The sequence below is a fragment of the Limnobacter sp. 130 genome (assembly GCF_902506325.1).
Taxonomy (GTDB): Bacteria; Pseudomonadota; Gammaproteobacteria; order Burkholderiales; family Burkholderiaceae_B; genus Limnobacter.
The window spans coordinates 1,689,788-1,708,909 of the sequence record NZ_LR732328.1; the positions used below are offsets into that span (position 1 = coordinate 1,689,788).

The 19,122-nt window shown below is 54.0% G+C and carries 16 protein-coding genes; 6 read left to right on the top strand and 10 right to left on the bottom strand.

Annotation, left to right across the window (positions count from 1 at the left end):
• Positions 1 to 12 precede the first annotated feature (12 nt).
• From FRIGORI9N_RS08045 to def, 6 genes are all read right to left on the bottom strand, one after another.
• Positions 13 to 2,286 carry an ATP-binding protein gene (locus tag FRIGORI9N_RS08045; protein ID WP_159569291.1) on the bottom strand — a complete coding sequence of 758 codons (2,274 nt, stop codon included), beginning with the start codon at positions 2,284 to 2,286 and terminating at the stop codon, positions 13 to 15.
• Positions 2,283 to 2,900 carry a DUF4390 domain-containing protein gene (locus tag FRIGORI9N_RS08050; RefSeq protein ID WP_159569293.1) on the bottom strand — a complete coding sequence of 206 codons (618 nt, stop codon included), beginning with the start codon at positions 2,898 to 2,900 and terminating at the stop codon, positions 2,283 to 2,285. The genes FRIGORI9N_RS08045 and FRIGORI9N_RS08050 overlap by 4 nt, the downstream gene beginning before the upstream one ends.
• 9 nt (positions 2,901 to 2,909) lie before the next feature.
• Positions 2,910 to 4,277, bottom strand: coding sequence for a 16S rRNA (cytosine(967)-C(5))-methyltransferase RsmB (rsmB, locus tag FRIGORI9N_RS08055; protein WP_159569295.1), 1,368 nt, complete (start codon positions 4,275 to 4,277; stop codon positions 2,910 to 2,912).
• Positions 4,274 to 5,131: a zinc metalloprotease HtpX gene (gene htpX / locus FRIGORI9N_RS08060; RefSeq protein ID WP_159569297.1), complete on the bottom strand. Its 858-nt coding sequence runs from the start codon at positions 5,129 to 5,131 to the stop codon at positions 4,274 to 4,276. Before htpX ends, rsmB begins: the two co-directional genes overlap by 4 nt.
• A gap of 99 nt (positions 5,132 to 5,230) precedes the next feature.
• A complete protein-coding gene (fmt, locus tag FRIGORI9N_RS08065) occupies positions 5,231 to 6,202 on the bottom strand; it encodes a methionyl-tRNA formyltransferase (protein ID WP_201301459.1) in 972 nt (323 codons plus the stop codon).
• 26 nt (positions 6,203 to 6,228) lie between these two features.
• On the bottom strand, positions 6,229 to 6,738 hold the full coding sequence (gene def, locus FRIGORI9N_RS08070; RefSeq protein WP_159569301.1) for a peptide deformylase: 510 nt from the start codon (positions 6,736 to 6,738) through the stop codon (positions 6,229 to 6,231).
• 95 nt (positions 6,739 to 6,833) lie between these two features.
• On the opposite strand from def, the gene dprA reads away from it, so the two are divergent.
• Together dprA and FRIGORI9N_RS08080 are read left to right on the top strand one after the other, a co-directional pair.
• Positions 6,834 to 7,922 carry a DNA-processing protein DprA gene (gene dprA, locus FRIGORI9N_RS08075; RefSeq protein WP_159569303.1) on the top strand — a complete coding sequence of 363 codons (1,089 nt, stop codon included), beginning with the start codon at positions 6,834 to 6,836 and terminating at the stop codon, positions 7,920 to 7,922.
• Positions 7,923 to 8,043: 121 nt separating this feature from the next.
• On the top strand, positions 8,044 to 10,602 hold the full coding sequence (locus FRIGORI9N_RS08080; protein ID WP_159569305.1) for a DNA topoisomerase III: 2,559 nt from the start codon (positions 8,044 to 8,046) through the stop codon (positions 10,600 to 10,602).
• A gap of 12 nt (positions 10,603 to 10,614) precedes the next feature.
• Here FRIGORI9N_RS08080 and mnmC read toward each other — a convergent pair whose 3' ends face one another.
• On the bottom strand, positions 10,615 to 11,766 hold the full coding sequence (gene mnmC, locus FRIGORI9N_RS08085; protein ID WP_159569307.1) for an FAD-dependent 5-carboxymethylaminomethyl-2-thiouridine(34) oxidoreductase MnmC: 1,152 nt from the start codon (positions 11,764 to 11,766) through the stop codon (positions 10,615 to 10,617).
• A gap of 53 nt (positions 11,767 to 11,819) precedes the next feature.
• On the opposite strand from mnmC, the gene FRIGORI9N_RS08090 reads away from it, so the two are divergent.
• Entirely contained in the window at positions 11,820 to 12,251 is a 432-nt protein-coding gene (locus tag FRIGORI9N_RS08090) for a YeeE/YedE family protein (RefSeq protein ID WP_159569309.1), read from the top strand.
• Positions 12,252 to 12,264: 13 nt separating this feature from the next.
• Positions 12,265 to 12,690, top strand: coding sequence for a YeeE/YedE family protein (locus FRIGORI9N_RS08095; RefSeq protein WP_159569311.1), 426 nt, complete (start codon positions 12,265 to 12,267; stop codon positions 12,688 to 12,690).
• Here the strand turns inward: FRIGORI9N_RS08095 and FRIGORI9N_RS08100 are convergent.
• From FRIGORI9N_RS08100 to FRIGORI9N_RS08110, 3 genes are all read right to left on the bottom strand, one after another.
• Positions 12,673 to 14,877 (bottom strand): CHASE domain-containing protein, encoded by a 2,205-nt coding sequence (locus tag FRIGORI9N_RS08100; RefSeq protein WP_159569312.1) that lies wholly within the window; start codon positions 14,875 to 14,877, stop codon positions 12,673 to 12,675. The genes FRIGORI9N_RS08095 and FRIGORI9N_RS08100 overlap by 18 nt on opposite strands.
• A gap of 87 nt (positions 14,878 to 14,964) precedes the next feature.
• Positions 14,965 to 15,870 carry an MBL fold metallo-hydrolase gene (locus tag FRIGORI9N_RS08105; protein ID WP_159569314.1) on the bottom strand — a complete coding sequence of 302 codons (906 nt, stop codon included), beginning with the start codon at positions 15,868 to 15,870 and terminating at the stop codon, positions 14,965 to 14,967.
• 163 nt (positions 15,871 to 16,033) lie between these two features.
• A complete protein-coding gene (locus FRIGORI9N_RS08110) occupies positions 16,034 to 16,615 on the bottom strand; it encodes a cytochrome P460 family protein (RefSeq protein ID WP_159569316.1) in 582 nt (193 codons plus the stop codon).
• Positions 16,616 to 16,895: 280 nt separating this feature from the next.
• Between FRIGORI9N_RS08110 and FRIGORI9N_RS08115 the strand changes: the two genes are divergently transcribed.
• Positions 16,896 to 17,447 (top strand): hypothetical protein, encoded by a 552-nt coding sequence (locus FRIGORI9N_RS08115; RefSeq protein ID WP_159569318.1) that lies wholly within the window; start codon positions 16,896 to 16,898, stop codon positions 17,445 to 17,447.
• A gap of 10 nt (positions 17,448 to 17,457) precedes the next feature.
• The gene (locus FRIGORI9N_RS08120) at positions 17,458 to 19,104 is read left to right on the top strand and encodes a methyl-accepting chemotaxis protein (RefSeq protein WP_159569320.1); all 1,647 of its coding nucleotides are present in this window, start codon (positions 17,458 to 17,460) and stop codon (positions 19,102 to 19,104) included.
• Positions 19,105 to 19,122 lie beyond the last annotated feature (18 nt).

Sequence of the window (19,122 nt, forward strand, 5' to 3'; positions counted from 1 at the left end):
AAAGTTCCTTCTTTATGCGGCCTGACTATGTTCGGCATTGTTCAAGGTGTCTTGCAACACGGGGAAGGTTAATTCCACCGCCGCACCAACAACCCGCCCTTGTGCATCTACCCTGTTTCTAATGGCAATTCGCGCCTTGTGTTCATCTGCAATTTTTCTGACGATTGCCAAACCCAAACCGGTGCCCTTGGTTTTCGTGGTGATATATGGCTCGAAAGCCTTGGCCAGCAAATCAGGGTTGAAACCCGGACCGTTGTCAGCCACCACCAATTTCACGCCCACCAACTGCTCTTGTTCGCCTTCCGGCGCTTTCAAACCTTCAGTGCGAACTTCAACCTTGGGTTGATCACAATCGACACATGCGTCTAATGCATTTTGCAACAAATTATGAATGACTTGGCGCAGCTGCGACGAATCTCCTGCCACCAGCGGCAATTTTTCAGTTAATTTTGGAATGAAACGCGTGTCCAGTTGATCTTCAATGCCAACGTGTACATCGTACAGCGCCAACACATCGACCACCAAATCATTCAAGTCAAGCGGCTTCAAATCGGCAGGCGGCAACCGGGCATAGTCGCGAAAATCATTGACCAAACGTTTCAGCGATTCCACCTGGTTCACGATGGTGCGCGTGGCCCGCTGCAAAATACCAGACTCCGGTTCTTGCAGTTTATCCGCCAGCTTCATTTGCAAGCGTTCCGCCGAGAGCTGAATGGGGGTGAGCGGATTCTTGATTTCATGCGCCAGGCGACGCGCCACCTCACCCCATGCCGCAGTGCGCTGCGCTGAAATCAATGCGGTAATGTCGTCGCACACCAGCACATAACCCGCTTTTTCGCCAGGCAGGCGCGAGCCCCGAACCAGAATGGACTTTGAGCTTTGCGAATCAAAGGCACGTGGAATTTCAAGTTGCTTTTGCCAGATACCGCTTTCCTCGCCCTCGTTGCCCTGATTGTCGGCCACGCTGGCGCGCACCGCCATGGCAAATCCTTCCAGGCCGGGCATGTCATCGAGCGGATGGCCCTGGTTTTCAGCCAGCGACCGGTCAAAAATTCGAAGTGCGCCGTCGTTGTACATTTTCAGGCGCAACTTGTGATCAAGTACCAGTACGCCGGCGGACAAACTGGTCAACAGGCTTTGCAAGAAATCGTTGTTGGCGGCCAGCTGGTTTTGATTGGCCTGCAAGCGGCGCTGCGCTTCCGACAATTGCCGCGTCATGGTGTTGAATGAATCCACCAACTCGCGCAATTCATCATCGGCATTCACTGGCTGCATGGTTTTGAAGTTGCCACTGGCCAGCGCCTTGGTGCCTTCGGCCAACCAAAGCAGGGGCGACGACAAGCGCGACGACAACCAAAACGCAGCCGCCACCGACACAAACACTGTGAGCAACAAGGCCAGAGTCAGCGTAATACCGTAAATTTTGCGCAAACCCGAACGCGACAACTGCAGTTCCTGATAATCGCGATACACACTTTGCACCGCATTGGCTCGTTGCGAAAGGGTGGTGGGCACCGGGTGCATAATTTGCACATAACGCTGGCCCAAATCGAAACTGGTCAATGGGGGCGCAATCGGCACCACCACGCGCATGTACAGCCGTTCTTCGGGATCGTCAGGGTCGGGTTCAATTTGCTGAAACGGGCGGGTCATCAACGCTTGGCGCAACATGACTTGTGTGGGCAGGCTAGGTAGCAGGCTGTCCAGTTGACCACCCGAACTGCCAAGAATTTGGCCCGTTTCAGACAGCAAAGTCAGCTCTTGCACATTGGCTGCATCGCGCAAGCGGGGCAGCTCCAGCAACTGTTCACTGGGTGTGGAACGCGACAGTTCAATGGAAATGGACTGCCCTTTCAAGGCCAGTTCGTTGATCAAGCTATCCAGTGCGGTTTGGCCCAGGTTCAAACCCGATTCCAGTGCGCCGTCTACCCGCACATCAAACCAACTGTCGATACTTTTCGCGAGAAACTGAACCGACACCAGGTACAACACAAAGCCGGGGATCAAGCCCATGAGCGCGAAAGACAGCGACATGCGCAGCATGAGCCGCGAGCCGAACACACCCGCGCGGTACCTGCGCACCATGCGCACAATCAGCAACAGCAAAATGGCAAACAGGCCGGCCGCAATAATGCCGTTCAGCGTAATGAGTAAAGGGTAATTGCTTTCGAAAAAATCAGTGTTCGACGAGGCCGACGCCAAAAGGAAGAGCAGCACGCCACCCAGGCTGCCCAGAATCAGCAGCGTGTAACGCAGCCACCGGGTGTTCTCCAGCCAGGGATTCATTTCCAGGCCTCGCGCTTGGGCGTGAACTCAAAGGCCAGCCATTCTGACGACAAATCCCATTCGCTATTGACCAAAGCACTGATCTGGAACGGTTTGGGCAACTCGGTGAGCAAAAGGCGAAAACGAACCTGCGCCGTGTAGGGCTGACCTATTTCAATTCGATCACGGGGAATGACTGCCCAATCACGCACCTTGGTCATGTGCTGCATGGCATCTTCAAGCGTGGGGGTGTTGTAGGTGTTGCCAGGGGTAATGACGCGGTAAGTGCGTGTGAGTGCGTTGTAGGACAAATTCAGCGGGTACGTGGTGCTGACCACTTCTTGGTCAACCCAATACCAGCGAGACCGCATCAGCTGAAAATCAACGGTGAATTGAAGGGGCAGCCCCCGATCAACCGCTTCGCGCAATTTGTGCCCCAGTTCAATTTCGAACTCCGCAGCCAGGTTCCATGCCGCAGGGGCTGGTGCCTTGTTGGGCTCCAGCTTGACTGCTGTAACCCGTGTAGCGGAGTCAAGCTGGGCCAACCCCATGGTCAGGACGCACATCAGCGCAAGGCCCAAAAGCCCATGCAGAACGCGAGTCCATAACGAGGAGTGGGCCTGGCTAAATTTCAAGGCACATCCTCAAGAGGTTAGGGATTTTTCAAACTTGGCGTAAAAGAACCCGTCGGGAGACGCATCAAAGCCTTGATCGGGATTGGCCGGTGCAACTGGCAACACCCAACCGGGCGCAGTTTGCGCCAAGGCATCGGAATGATTATCTAGAAATGCTTTTGCCAACAGGGGCCCCTCTTCAGGAAAGATGGAACAGGTCACCAGCAAAAGTGTACCGCCCGGCTTTAGGGTAGACCACAAGGCATTCAGTATTTTGTGTTGAATCTGCGACAACTTGGCAAGATCGTCCGGTCTTCGCAACCACGGAATATCGGGGTGCCTGCGCACCACGCCTGAACCCGTACAAGGTACATCGGCCAAAATACCGTCGAAAGGGACTCCGTCCCACCAGGTATCCAGCAATTCTGCCTGCGCCACTTTCAGGCGCAAATCCCATTGACCATTCAGGGTGGGTGCGATGCGGCGAATATTGTCTTCCACCTTGCCCAAGCGCTGCGGGCTGGAATCGATTGCCACCAGCTCGATGTCGGCCAGCTCAAGCAGGTGACCGGTTTTTCCGCCCGGGGCTGCGCAAGCATCGAGAATGCGCTGACCCTTTTGAGGGTTTAGCAGTTGCGAAGCCAGTTGCGCTGCACTGTCTTGCACTGAGACCTGCCCCAAATCAAAACCGGGAAGGGCAGACACGGGCACTGGTTTGGCCAACAACACAGCCTGCTCACCGAGAACGCTGGCTTCAGTGCCTGCGGCATTCAATTGCTCGGCATAAGCGGCAGCCGAGCTGCTGCGCGTATTCACACGCACCACCAAAGGCGGATGGCTTTGCGCCTGCGCCAACAGGGTTTCCCAGTGTTGCGGGTGGCTGGTTTTCAGCTTATCTACCCACCAAACTGGCAAGTTGTGCTGCGCCAGCGGATCTTCCATGGCCTTGTTTCGCCAAGTGTTTGAATCGCGCAAAAAATTGCGCAAACAGGCATTGGCCAGACCTTTGGCACGCGCAAACTGCTCGCTACCGGTGCAGGCGTAAACCATTTGATCGACTACCGTGTGCGCTGGGTACTTGGGATTTTTGTTATCCCACAGCAAACCAAAACCCAGGGCCATCAATTCATTCAAGGGCTCGGGACTCAACAAGGATTTGCCACTGATCAGTCGCGTGAGCACTTGCCCACGGCCCAAATTTCGCATGCCAAAATAAGCCAGATCCTGAATGGCACCCAGGGCCTGTGGCGTTTTAATACCCTTGGTTTCTGCGGCCAGGGCCTGATCAAGCGAGCGCCCCTCCCGCAATACACGCGTCATGACTGCGGCCGCCTTTAACAGGGCAAATGCCAAGCTGGCCTCAGTCAGCTTGGGCGGCGTGCTGTGAACCGGCTTCAACGCGGGCCGCCAGTGCGAGCCATTTCCATCAAGCGGGCAATGCGTTCTTCAGTAGGTGGGTGGGTTGAAAACAAGCCAGCAATGCCTTGGCCTGAAAGTGGGTTCATGATCATCATTTGAGCGGTTTCCGGATGCGCTTCAGTGGTACGGAACGGAATGCCTTTGGCATAACGTTGAATTTTGTCCAGCGCGCTGGCCAAGGCAGCCGGGTCGCCGGAAATTTCGGCTCCCCCACGGTCTGCCTCGTATTCACGGGCGCGAGAAATTGACATTTGAATCAGCGACGCAGCCAGGGGCGCCAGAATGGCCAAGGCAATGCTGGCAATCGGATTCATGCGTTGGCCGCTGTCGTCGCGGCCACCAAAAAACAGGGCAAAGTTGGCCAGGGCTGAAATGGCACCCGCCATGGTCGCAGAAATCGTGGAAATCAGAATGTCGCGGTGCTTCACATGGGCCAGCTCATGGGCCATGACACCACGCAGTTCTCGTGCAGACAACACCTGCAAAATACCGGTTGTTGCGGCCACAGCGGCATTTTCAGGGTTGCGCCCGGTTGCAAATGCATTGGGTGCACTGTCGTTGATCAAATAAACACGGGGCATGGGCATGTCGGCGCGCTGGGCAAGTTCAGCCACCATGTTGTAAAACTCGGGGGCATTGCTTGCATCCACTTCTTTGGCTTTGTACATGCGCAAAACCATTTTGTCGGAAAACCAATATGCACCAAAGTTCATGACCAAGGCAAAACCCAATGCCAGCAACATGCCGCCACGGCCACCCACCATGCCACCCAGCACCACGAAAAGGGCGGTGATTGCCGCCATCAACATGAAGGTTTTCATCCAATTGAACATGATTTTATTCATCCCGGCTGATCAACAGCCTATTGATTCGACTACTTAAAAATAAGGCTTTTTCGCGCAATTTCAAGATTGGCCACTGCCACACCTGCCCTAATTGGAGCGGTGTTCGCCCAATTGGTTTCCAGCTTGTAATCCCAAGGCCTGTGCCACCTGCTGGGCAGGCTGGCGCTTGCTGCCTGCTTTTTGAAGCGTGCGAATGCGCAACACGCCCTGCCCACACTGAACTTCCAGGCCATTGGAATCAACGGACAAGACTTCACCCGGTTTACCCATCAAGCCAGCCAAGGCCACGGTTTCAGGGTCAAAACATTTCAAGGGTTCGCCGCGCCATGTGGTGTTGGCACCCGGAAAAGGATCGAAGGCACGCAGTGTACGCTGAAGTTCTACCGCGCTGCGGGCCCAGTTGATCACGCCCTCGGCTTTTGTGATCTTCTCGGCATAAGTAACCCCCACGGCCGGTTGCGGCACCAAGGGCAGTGTTTCTGCCTGAAGGGAGTCCAGTGCCTCGACCAACAGGTCGCCACCAAGTACAGCCAATTTATCGTGCAGGGTGCTGGTGGTGTCGTTTTGCTCGATGGGCAAGGCACGCCACAGGCGTACCGGCCCTGTGTCGAGCCCGGCCTCCATTTGCATGATGCAAACGCCGGTTTCTGTGTCGCCCGCGTCAATACAACGCTGTATGGGCGCGGCACCGCGCCAGCGCGGCAACAGGCTGCCATGAATATTCAGACAACCCAGCCTGGGTGCATCCAGCACGGTTTGCGGCAAAATCAACCCGTAGGCCGCCACAATCAACACATCCAAAGGCTGGCCATGCACTGCGGTTTTTAGCGCATGCAGCGCTTGCTCCGCTTCCTCGCCTTTTTTCAAGCTAAGGGGTTGCAACACGTGCATGCCGTGTTCCTGTGCCAGTTGTTTAACGGGGGACGCTTGCAGTTTCATGCCGCGGCCAGCAGGTCGATCAGGCTGGGTTAGCACAAGGTGCACTTTATAGCCGGCAGCAATAAGCTTCGCCAGGGCAACCCGGGCGAACTCGGGTGTGCCAGCGAAACCCACATTCAGGGTTCGATTCATGGGGAGTTGGTTGATCAAGCGGTTTGAAGCTTGTCTTGCTTCTTCATCTTGGTTTTGATGCGGGTTTGTTTCAGCTGCGACAGGTATTCCACAAACACCTTGCCATTCAGGTGGTCAATTTCATGCTGAATACAAACCGCGAGCAATTCGTCGCAATCGATTTCAAACCATTCGCCCTTCACGTTTTGGGCGCGCACCTTCACAGTGTCGGGGCGCTCAACCTTCTCGTAAATGCCCGGCACAGACAAACAACCTTCTTCGTACACCTTGCATTCCTTGCTGGCGCTGGTGATTTCCGGGTTGATGAACACGGTCAAGCCCGATTTGTCGTCGGTCACATCAATCACGATGATTCGTTTGTGCACGTTCACCTGCGTCGCGGCCAAGCCTACGCCTGGGGCGTCGTACATGGTTTCTGCCATGTCTTTGGTCAGCTTGACAAGCGCGTCATCAAACTGGGTGACAGGGGTGGCAACCGTTTTCAGGCGCGGATCCGGATAACGCAAAATTGGGAGTAAAGCCATGCTTTCAAAAAACCTTCACAGTCAACACTAAAAGGATATACCTTCTGTGGCAAAAATAGTTCGCAAATTCCATCACTTGTTGCATGGTCTGTTGCATGGGTGAGCTGCTCGTGGCCATGAACCTGGCCTACAACACCACCATCAAAGCACGCGCCCGCTACGAATTGGCCCAACAGGGCCCAGGCCACAGTTTACCCGCGCCGTGCGAGGCGGTTCGGCTTTGGCATGCATTGGCCTGCACTTGGTTGCTGCAAAGCAACAAACGTTTCTGGGTCGGTATTCACTGCCACGATTATCCGCAAAGCCTGCTCGCACTCAAAGACCCGCCGCTTGTGCTGTTCGGCGAAGGTCGGCGGGAACTGCTCAGCGCCCGTGGGGTTGCCATTGTGGGCAGCAGAAATGCCACCCGCACGGGATTGGGCCATGCGCATGGCTTTGGCAAGGCATTTGCAAAAGCGCACTGGGTGGTGGTGAGCGGCCTGGCCGAGGGTATTGACGGCGCCGCACACACAGGCGCACTGGAAGCAACAGGCGCCACAATTGCCGTACTGGGGTGCGGACCCGACGAGGTGTACCCCCCGCACCACGCGGGTTTAAAACAGCAAATCGTTGCACAAGGCGGCCTGGTGCTCTCAGAGTACCCACCGGGAACTGCACCGCAGGCAGGTTTCTTTCCCCGCCGAAACCGGATTATCGCTGGCCTTGCCGATGGCTTGCTGGTGGTCGAAGCGGCGATGCGTTCCGGTTCGCTGATCACGGCCCGGGTGGCCAGTGAGCTGGGCCGTACCGTGGGCGCCATTCCGGGCTCGATTCACAGCAGTCAAAGCAAAGGCTGCCATGACATGATCAAAAAAGGTGCCATGCTGATAGAAACCGCCCAGGAGTTACTGGATGAAGTACAAGCCAGCCTGCCAGTGTTCAAAATTACCGCCATGTTGCAAGAAGATGACAACGATTGCCACACTACAATGAACTGCAGCATGGACACTGACATGGAACTGGACGAGGAACTCAGCCGCGTGCTTCAGTGCCTTGGCCACGAACCGGCACATTCAGACACGCTGGCCCAACAATTGGGTTTGGACACCGAAACAATTTTGGCGGCACTGACCGAACTGGAGCTTTTGGGTCTTGTATTGGGTGAGAGCGGCAACCGTTGGGTGCGCTCAAATGGTGTATTTTAAAAAAGGCTGTTGCAACACCTGAATTGAAGATTCTAGAGAAAGCCTTGATTTGTTGGAGGACTGACACTTACACTTCGGCGCACAAGGCCTTGAAATTACACACACCGACGAGTTGGACCAATTGAGTAGCGAAAACCAAAAAAAACTGATCATCGCGGAAAAACCCTCTGTGGCCGCAGACATTGCGCGCTCGCTGGGTGGGTTTACCAAACACGACGATTACTTCGAAAGTGACGAGTACGTGCTTTCCTCGGCCGTGGGCCATTTGGTGGAAATCAAGGCACCTGACGAATTTGAAGTGAAACGCGGCAAATGGAGTTTTGCCAATTTGCCGGTGCTGCCCACACACTTTGATCTGAACCCGATCGCGAAAACAGAATCGCGCCTGAAGGTGCTGAACAAACTGATTAAACGCAAAGACGTCGTTGGCCTGATCAACGCGTGTGACGCGGGGCGAGAAGGCGAATTGATTTTCCGCCTGATTGCGCAATATGCCAAGAGCAGCAAGCCTGTTGAACGCCTGTGGCTGCAATCCATGACGCCCGCGGCCATTCGACAAGCCTTTTCAAGCTTGCGCAGCGATGCGGACATGATGCCGCTGGCCGACGCTGCACGTTGCCGCTCGGAAGCCGACTGGCTGGTGGGCATCAATGGCACGCGCGCCATGACTGCATTTAACAGCAAGGAAGGTGGTTTTTACCTGACCACAGTGGGCCGTGTGCAAACCCCCACCCTGACCATTGTTGTAGAACGCGAAGAAAAAATTCGCAAGTTTGTGCCACGCACTTACTTTGAAATTCGGGCCAGTTTTGGCGCGCAGGCCGGTGCCTATGAAGGCAAGTGGTTTGACCGCGACTTTAAAAAAGCAGAAGACCCTGAACATCGCGCCGACCGCCTTTGGGATGAAGCGAAGGCGAAAGCCATTGTGGCGGCTTGTGATGGCAAGCCCGGTACGGTTGTAGAAGAAAGCAAGCCCACCACGCAAATTGCACCGCAGCTGTTCGATTTGACCAGCCTGCAGCGCGAGGCCAACAGCCGCTTCGGTTTTTCAGCAAAAAACACCTTGGGGCTGGCCCAGGCCTTGTATGAGAAGCACAAGGTACTGACCTACCCGCGTACCGATTCAAAGGCACTGCCCGAAGATTACATCGGCACGGTCAACCAAACCCTGAAAAGCTTTGTGGGTTTGGACCACGGCCACATCGCCGGCGCTTATGGTCAGTTCTGCGAACAAATTCTGAAAAATAACTGGGTGAAGCCCAACAAGCGTGTATTCGACAACAGCAAGATTTCAGATCACTTTGCGATTATTCCAACCCTGCAAGTGCCGAAAAACCTGAGTGAGCCTGAAGCCAAGTTGTACGATTTGGTGGTGAAGCGTTTCCTGGCCGTGTTTTTCCCGCCAGCGGAATTCAATGTCACCACGCGCATTACCACCGTGGAAACGCATCCCTTCAAAACGGAAGGCAAGGTGCTGGTGAAGCCAGGTTGGCTGGCCATTTATGGCCGTGCTGCCGCTGCGGCTGGAGATGACAGCCTGGTGGCGGTTGATGCCGGTGAAAAAGTCAGCACTGACGAAATTGATGTACACACACTGAGCACCAAGCCACCCGCACGCTACAGCGAAGCCACGTTGCTTTCCGCCATGGAAGGCGCGGGCAAACTGGTAGACGACGATGAGCTGCGCGATGCCATGGGTACCAAAGGTTTGGGCACACCAGCCACCCGTGCAGCGACCATTGAAGGTTTGATCAACGAAAAATACCTGGTGCGAGAAGAACGCGCACTGGTGCCCACCGCCAAGGCATTCCAGTTGCTCACGCTGCTGCGCGGCCTGGATGTTGAAGAACTGACCATGCCAGAATTGACCGGGGAATGGGAGTACAAGCTTTCCCTGATGGAAAAGGGCGAGTTGTCGCGCGAGCAGTTCATGCAGGAAATCGCAAAGATTACGCAGAACATTGTGGATCGCGCGAAGAACTACACCGAAGAAACGATTCCAGGCGACTACGCCACACTGGTTACGCCTTGCCCGAATTGCGGCAGCGTGGTGAAAGAAAACTACCGCCGCTTTGCCTGCACAAAATGCGAATTCTCGATTTCGAAAGTACCGGGTGGACGCCAGTTTGAAGTGGCAGAAGTAGAAAAGCTGTTGCAAGACCGCGAGCTGCCGATGCTCGACGGCTTCCGTAGCAAAATGGGCCGCCCCTTTGCCGCCGTGCTGAAGCTCAATGACGAACACAAGCTTGAGTTCGATTTCGGACAGGCCAAAGACGACGACAACGGCGAGCCGGTTGATTTTTCCGGTGAAACGCGGCTGGGTCCTTGCCCCAAATGCGCCTCGAATGTGTACGAGCAAGCCACCAGCTATGTGTGCGAGAAATCGGTTGGGCCAAACAAAAGCTGCGACTTCCGTTCAGGCAAAGTCATTTTGCAGCAGCCCATTGACCGTGAACAAATGGAAAAACTGCTGCTCGATGGCAAAACGGATTTGTTGACCCGCTTTGTGTCATCAAAAACACGCCGTGCATTCAAGGCATTTTTGGTGAAAAAACCCGACGGTGCAATCGGTTTTGAATTTGAAGCGAAAGCCGAGAAAAAACCTGGCGCCACCAAAGGCAAAGCGGCAGCCAAACCTGCGGCAAAAGCCAAGCCCAAGGCCACCAAAGAAACGTCTTGAGTTTGATTGGAATTACGCCTTCGCAGCGCGAGGCGTAATTTTTCCCAACAGTTTCGACTCAAGCGGCTGACCCATGCAGTGGCCAGCCACAATCGCCCCACCCAACGCCGCCCACAACAAACCTCGCGATCCGAATCCTGCGCTCATGTACACGCCCGGCATGTGCGGTACTGGGCCAATGGCGGGCAGGCGGTCGTGCCAAACTGATCGCACTGCGCAACGGTGATCGAGCAAGTCGCCAAGTGGCAACTCAGGAAATGCAGCTTTGAACCGGGCAATGTTCAACTCGTCGGCTTCTGCTGTGGGGTTCATGTGCAGCACAGGCCGCTCATAGGTGGCCCCTAGCACCAACCAATCATCGGCTGCGGGGGCAATGGCATAACTTTCACCAGACAACACCACGCCCGGTTTTGCAGCGCACCGCAGTTTGCTGATTTGCCCTTTTACGGTGTTCGCTCTGGCACCAGGGATTGGTGCCAGTTCAAGTGCATTTTCAGCCACACACACCACCACCGCTGAGTGCTGCGCTTGCAAAGACCTGATGTCAGTTACCGTGGTGTTGTAATGCGTGTGAAGCAATTCGCCACACGCCTGCAAGTTGGCCTCTACCCAACGTGCGGGTTTCACCCAGCCGCCCTGCGGAAAAAACAGGCCACCCAAGGCAGTGGGTAACAATTCATCGGGCTGCACCCAACGCACCAGGGTGTGTGGAAAATTCAACAACTGAAGCGTTTCTCGTGCACGGCCAGCCTCTTCAGGTGGCACGGTTTGTAAATGCCCAGGGGTGTCCCAATCTGTGCCTTTTTCAAGCAAATCTTGCGCGGTCAAATCCTTGAGCGCTTGCAAGGTGTGATCAAACCCCAAACGAGTCAATTGCGACAAAGGTGAGTCGCCACGAGTAATGTGCGGATGAAACGCCCCCACCCAGTTGCCAGAAGCCCCCGCCGCCGGGCCGTTGGCCAAATCATATAGGTGCACCTGCACGCCCTGTTTACACAGCGCTAGCGCCACGCTGCTGCCAGCAATGCCCGCACCAATTACTGCAACCGTGGAGGGCGGTTGGGGCGCATCAAACAAGGCTTGGGAAGCTGTTTCCGAGGAAGACATGGGGTTGTGTTGCAACAAGACAGACGCCGCATTGTAACCCACGACCCTGCTGGTCATTATTTTTTGCACATGATAATATGAGCGATCAATCATATTTAGTCAGGTACGCGATGTTTACTGTCAATTGGGAGGCCTTTACACCGTATCCAGCCTTGTTTGGCGGGCTGCTGATCGGCCTGTCTGCGGTCATGCTGATTTTGCTAACAGGTCGGGTGGCCGGTATCAGTGGCATCGTGGGCGGACTGTTGACACCACAACGTGGTGAAACGCTGTGGCGACTTACCTTTGTGTTGGGCATGGCGGCTGCACCGTGGCTATACCAGACCGTGGTGGGAGACTTTGAATTTGAAAGCCCCCGGGGCACTGTGGCCTTGATTCTTGCAGGCTTGTTAGTGGGTTATGGCACGCGGTTGGGGTCAGGCTGTACAAGCGGGCACGGGGTTTGTGGACTGTCACGTTTGTCGCCACGTTCACTGGCAGCCACCGGCTTGTTCATGGCCACCGGCTTTGTCGTTGCTTCTGTTGTTATGCATGCCATTTAAGGGAATCGATGCGATGAACAGCACGCACATACGTTTTGCATTGGTCAGCGGCCTGGCCGGTTTGGTTTTCGGTTGGGGCCTCATCATTTCAGGCATGGCCAACCCCGCCAAGGTCATTGGTTTTCTGGATCTTGCCAGGCCTTGGGATCCCTCGCTGATGTTTGTGATGGGGGGTGCAATTTCCTTGGGTTTGCCCGGGTTTTTACTGGCCAAGCGCTTGAAGAAAAGCCTGATGGGTTTGCCCATGAATTTACCCAACAACACGCAAATCGACAAAAAACTGTTGATCGGGGCGGTGCTGTTTGGCGCAGGTTGGGGCATAGGTGGCTTTTGCCCCGGCCCTGCAGTGGTGGCTGCAGCCAGCCTGACCACCGATGGTTTGATTTTTATCGCCGCCATGTTGGCGGGCATGTTTGCGTTTTCAGTGCGTGATCAGTAATTGACTGGCCAACACCTGGCGCAATTTTGAAACGTCCACGGGTTTGGTCAAAAAGGCATTCATGCCCGCGTCGATGCAGACCTGTTCATCTTCCTGAAGTGCCCCGGCGGTCAAAGCCACAATCGGTAATCGGCTCGCCGGGCCGGGCAATTGTCGAATGGCAATTGCAGCATCAATCCCGTTCATCACGGGCATGTGAATATCCATCAACACCAAATCAATTGACGAGTCACCAACAACCGCCTCTATGGCCATTTGTCCATTGTCCACCAGCACCACCTCGGCCTGCATTTTCGAGAGCAAGGCTTTGACCACATGCTGATTCAGTTTGTTGTCCTCAACCACCAGAATTTTATGGCCCTTGAGAGAGACAACTTCTTGATTCAATGTAACAGCAACGCTACCTGCATTGGCATGGACCGCTTGAACGCGAAGCGTAAACCCAAACACACTGCCCGCCTGCGGAACAGAGGCCACAAACAGTTCACCACCCATTAACTCGGTCAACCGTTTACAAATGGCCAGGCCCAAACCGCTGCCACCGAATCGGCGCGTGGCCGTGTTGTCCGCTTGTTCAAATGGACGAGTCAGGCGTTCGAAATCGCTGACATCAAAACCGATTCCCTCATCGCGCACTTCAGTGCGAATCACAGCTTCTTGAGTATCCAGTCGGTCTGCTTTCACTTTCACTCGAACTGTACCGCTGTCAGAAAACTTGATCGCATTATTCAACAAGTTGGACAACACTTGACCATAACGAGCCGGGTCGCCTTTCACCAGCACCGGCGTCATCGCATCAATGTCCAACTCCAGACTCAAACCTTTGTGTTGTGCTTTTGCGGTAAACAGGCGCAGGGTTTTGCGAACTCTCTCATGCAAATCAAATTCAGTGTTCTCAATCCTGATGGAGCCCGCTTCAATCTGCGAGAAACTGAGCACATCTTCGACCATGCCCAGCAATTGTTCCGAGGCCTCCTGAACCTGCTTCACATACGCTGTGGATTGCGGGTCTTTCACCTGCTCGGCAAGCAGTGAATTGAACCCAAGAATCGCATTGAGCGGGGTTCGAATCTCGTGGCTCATGTTGGCGAGAAACTGACTTTTCGCCTTGCTTGCATTTTGGCGCTTGCGTTGTTGAACCAAGGCATAAATAGTGAGAAACAGCAGTACATCGATTATGCCGCCCGCCAACAAGATCAGGTTGGGCAGTGAATTGTGAACATCCCGATCAAAGTCGGGGGTACTTTCAAAACGCGCTGTCCAGGTTCTGCCGGACAGCGTTATCGGTACAGTGGCTGAATGAGTATGGTCAAATAATTGGGAGTCCGACCGAGGTGAAAATCCGATATTCGAATCGTAAATCAGCGATTCTTGCCCCATCTTCTCGGTGTCATACAGCCGAAAGTCCAAGGGTATTTTCTCGTTGCCCAATACGTTTTGCATTAAGTCGGCGGCAAAGAAGGGGCTATACACAAACCCCCGAATCGCTTGTCGACGCGCATCGGTCGAGCTCAAATCCGCACCCTTCTTGTACACGGGCAGATAGATCAGAAAACCCGCGGACGAGCTATGCCCATCGCCCTGCTTTAACTGCACCAGCCCCGACACAGAGGGTTGGCCAGTATCCATGGCGCGCTGCATGGCCTCGCGGCGCACAGGTTCAGAAAACATGTCATAGCCAAATGCACGCTGATTGCGTTCATCAAAGGGCTCAATCAAGGTAATCGGAAAGTACAAATCCCGTTCGCCCTCGGGCCCCACCACGTAACTGGAAAAACCTTCTGCACGAATTTGACGCTCATGTTGCTCAAGCATGTCAGGATTTACGCGTTCGGCGAAAGCAAAACCCTGCACGCCCGGCAACTCATTTTGCAAGTCGAGCGATGAAACATACGCGTGCCAATGCGCTCGATTGACACTGGCGTGGGCATCAAAAAAAGCGACCCCGCCGCGCAAAATTTGTTGATACTGGTTAATTCGGCGCTGAATGCGCTCTTGGGCGTCGCGAACTTCGAAAGAGAAGCGATCGTTGGCACGTTTCTCGATCGCCTGGCTAGCTAACAACCCGCCAAGCGCTGTGATGACAATTGACAACGCCAACACCAACCACGCCGTGACCTCGTTGTGAAACAGATCCGCAAAGTTCTTTTTGTTGGTTTCGGTGTGCAGACCGCTTTGATTTGACATATTTGCTTACAGTTCAGCGACTGGCGATGATGACACATGCCACGCTGCATGCGGTTTTAGTATGCACGCAAACTTAGACGGCAGTGATCAAAAATTGACCAATTTCCATGCATCCAACACATGAAGGGTCACGCCATCGCGTTCTGAAAACATCTTTAACAATTCAAGGGATCTTGGGAAGTCATCCAGCAATTTTGGCATCGGTTTCAAGCTAGCCAATTGCCCCTGATTGATCAAGGGTTGCGTGAAATCATCCCAGTGAATGAGGTAAACCTGTTTGGCCCCGGTGTTCACAACCATTTCTTGCCAGTAATCCGAAATGTAGGCGTCGCTTGATTTGCCCAAACCACCTGTTCCCAAAAAAACATGCTTCACGTTCACACCCTTGTTCTGCCCTGGGACAAAACCGGCGCTGGGCTGAATCAGCGCGAATGGTGCGGGACCAAGGTCGGGATGCGACACGACAAATGAATAGCTGATTCCTTCTTTGAACTGCAAGGCATGGGCGGGTAAAAACACCGGCTTTGCATTGAACCCGCCTGTGAAACCTGTGGGTGCGTGAGCTGATTCAATCAGCTGAACTTCAAATTCACCCAGCTTGACACGTCCGTTGCCAGGCATCACGTCCATTTGTGTGGCAGGCAAATCTTGACCCTTTGCAATTTGCCAGGTGGATTCTGAACCCACCACACGCGCGCCGTACTGCTTGGCCAGCCATGGGGCGTCCATGGAGTGGTCGTAATGCGAGTGCGCCACCACAATACCAGTCAAGGTACTGGGCATATTCAGGCGTTTGAACATTTCCGAGGCCACCGAGCTGACCTGGGTTTCGTCAACCTTGAGGCGCGTAAAAATAACCTCGCTCAAGGGCTGACGTGAAAAAAAGCCATCCACCAACCAAGTGCTTCTTCCATCGGTCCAAGCCATGGACGAGGTCCCTAAAAACAAAGCACGTATGTTTGCCGCAGGCGTTGATTCCAATGAAGCCGACATTGGAGCTGCCGGGTGGGATCGCAACAGAAAGACCAACGCGCCTACACCCAGAAAGACAAGTGCACACAAAACATACAGAGCTGGACGCAATACGCGCATGGAATACCCCGAAAAAAAAGCCACCCGACTTGGGTGGCTTTTCGATTGTATTGAAGAAAGCAGCTTACTTGGTAACCAAGGCCGCCAAATGGGCTTCTTCAACGGACATGGCTACTTTGCCTGCATGACCGTCCAGAATCTGGGCGCTCTTGCGTGTGTCAAAGTACTTGTCGTAGTGGAAAATGTAATCTTTGTCAGCCAATGGCAGGTGGCAACCACGGCAAGTGGCGTAGTCTGCTTTGGCTGGTTGACCATTCGCATCAAATGCAGCATATACCCAGTCACCTGTCTTCATGCCTTCTGGTGCAGTGCTGCCCCAGTTGTTGCCCTTGTACATCACGAACACTTTTTCCAGGCCGGCCTTGGTCATTTTGTCGCCAGTTTTGGTGGCTTTGTAAATTTCCATGACGCTGACTGTGCCATTGGCGAAAGTCTCGCCTTTCTTGGCCGCTGCACCGGTGGGGTTAATGTAAATATCACGAACGTGGCCTGTGGACTTCTCGATTCCAGCGAGGAATACAGGCCAGGATTTGTAATCGGTGGGCTGAGCCAGTTCACCGTCTTTCGGGGCTGGACCAAACATGCCGCCAGCGGCACAACCCGCCAAAACCACAGCTGCAGAAGCAGCAAGCATTAATTTCTTCATTGTTTCCCCTTTTTTTGTTTGCGCAACAGTCGTTACCTGCTCAAACATAGCGCCAACGCTTGATCTACGCAACAGTTGCGTCAATCCGCAGATAGATGCAAGGGTTTACCCTAGCACCCCCTTCATTTGAACCAACGAATTTTAGTAGAGCCTATTCCTGCTGCTTATCAACGAATTGCATTGAGAATCAAATCCTTAACCTAGTTACATCCCCCTTGTGGTGGAAAAACTTAACCAACAACTGATTGAGACCCAAGCTCAATCGCATGGAGCACAGCAAATGAACCGATTCCAGTCTTTCGCAAAGGCCAGCTTGGCCACCCTGATCTTGACGACCGGCAGCGCGGTGTTTGCAGGTACTGCAAACGACGTATTGCCCGAAATTAAAGCAATTGCAGCAAAGCCCGAGGTCATTGCCGCTGTAAAAGCCCAAAACGGAAAAGGGTTGACGCTGGACGCCATCAAGGCCATGGACAGCAAATGGATTTCTGCGGCAGGTGGTTTGCCCGAAGGCAAAGCCATGATGGAGAGCCCGGTGTCCAAAGCACTGCTGGCTGCTGAAAAAGCCAAACCATATTTTACTGAAACAATTTTGACAGACAACCAAGGCGCCAACGTGGCCATTAGCGCAATGACCTCGGACTACTGGCAAGGCGATGAGCCCAAGTTTGTGAAGGCCTGGGCCGACGGCAAAGGCGACGATTACATTGCCCGCGCCAAGAAAGATGAAAGCTCCGGCGCTGTGGTCTCGCAAGTTTCTGTTCCTGTGATGGATGGCGGCAAAGCCATTGGCACGTTAACCATTGGCGTGAATGTTCAAGCCCTTCCATGAGCAATCAATTATGTCTTCCACATTTATGAACAAGATCATCAATACCAGCCTGAATGTTCGGCTGGGTATTGTCATGGCCATACCCATTGCGGCCTTGCTGGCGCTGAGTGTGTTTGCTGTTTATCAAATCCACATGCTGAACCAGTTCAATCAGGAAAACACCGAGAAACAGGTTGCCTTGCTCACACAAGTGTCCAACCTGGGTAGCAAATCGGCCCTGTTGGCCCGCGAGGCCAGAAACGTGATTCTTGCCGATGAACAGGCGCGATTCGATCTGGCAAAATCCCGCATGCTGACGCTGGATGCTGAAATCGGTCTACTGGGCCAAAGCATGCTGGCCAGTGCACCTGCAGGCGAAACGCGCGGGCTGATCGAAACCATCAACACGGACAACTCAGCCTTGCACACGGTGTACCAAAAGGTGATTGAACAATCCGAGCTGGGTGAAGTACAGGCCGCAACCCTGATGCTTCTTGGCGAAGGCGATCCCCTTGAGCAGCAAATTGACAACGCCATGAATGCGCTGAACTCCAGTGTGAAAAGCACCATGGCGGCAGCGGTTGCCCAAGGCGACTCTGTCTTTCAAAGCGCACTGGTCACCATTGGCATTGTCTGCGTGGCCATTGTTTTGTTGTGCGGCATTACCGTGGGTTTGGTGGCATCGTCGCTGCGCAAACAAATTGGTGGCGAACCCGCCAAAGCACTGAATGTGGTGGCCACCATGGCACAGGGCAACCTGATCCAATCAGTACCCAATTGCGAGAAAGGCTCGCTCATGGATGGCATGCAACAGTTGCAAGTGCGCTTGCGGGAAATCATCAACCAAGTGTCTCAGGCTTGCGGCACTTTTAAAACTGCGTCAAGCGAACTCGTCAACGTGGCGTCTGGCCTGTCGGGTTCTGCAGAAAAACAGGCGGACAGTTCAAACGCCACGGCCGTGAGCGTGGAGCAAATGAGCGCAAGCGCCAAGTCCATATCTGACTATGCACACAAAACCGAAGTTCAGGCCAAACTGTCGGCCGATACCGCGAAGAACGGCATGGCCCTGATGCAGTCACTGCAAGGCAAGATGAATGACATGGCGGGTCAAATGCAAACCACCACTCAGGAAATTGCAGGACTGGTAGAGCGGTCTGATCGCATCAACGGCATTGTGTCGGTGATACAGGGTATCGCCCAACAGACCAATTTGCTGGCATTGAACGCCGCCATTGAAGCCGCTCGCGCGGGTGAACAGGGCCGGGGTTTTGCCGTGGTGGCCGATGAAGTGCGTACATTGGCACAAAATACTGCCACTGCCACCGACGAAATTCGCACCCTGATTGGCGAAATTTGTACTTACTCCGAACGATCAAACAAATCGGTTGAACAGGTGGGCGAGCACATGAGCGAGAACATGCAGTACGCCGACAAATTGATGGGCGGCCTGCAAGAAATCGTTCAGCACTTTGAGCAATCGGTTGGATATGCGCAAGCCGTGGCCAACTCCACCAAGGAGCAAGAGGCTGCAAGCATGGATATCTCAGAACGGGTCAGTGATATCTCGGCATTGTCAGAGCAATTGAAAAACGCAAGTATTCAGCTTGAGGGCCAATCCCGACAAGTCGAAAGCATGTCGGATGACCTTCAACGCGCAGTGTCTTACTTCAAAACCTGAGGCAGATTTCAGTGTGAC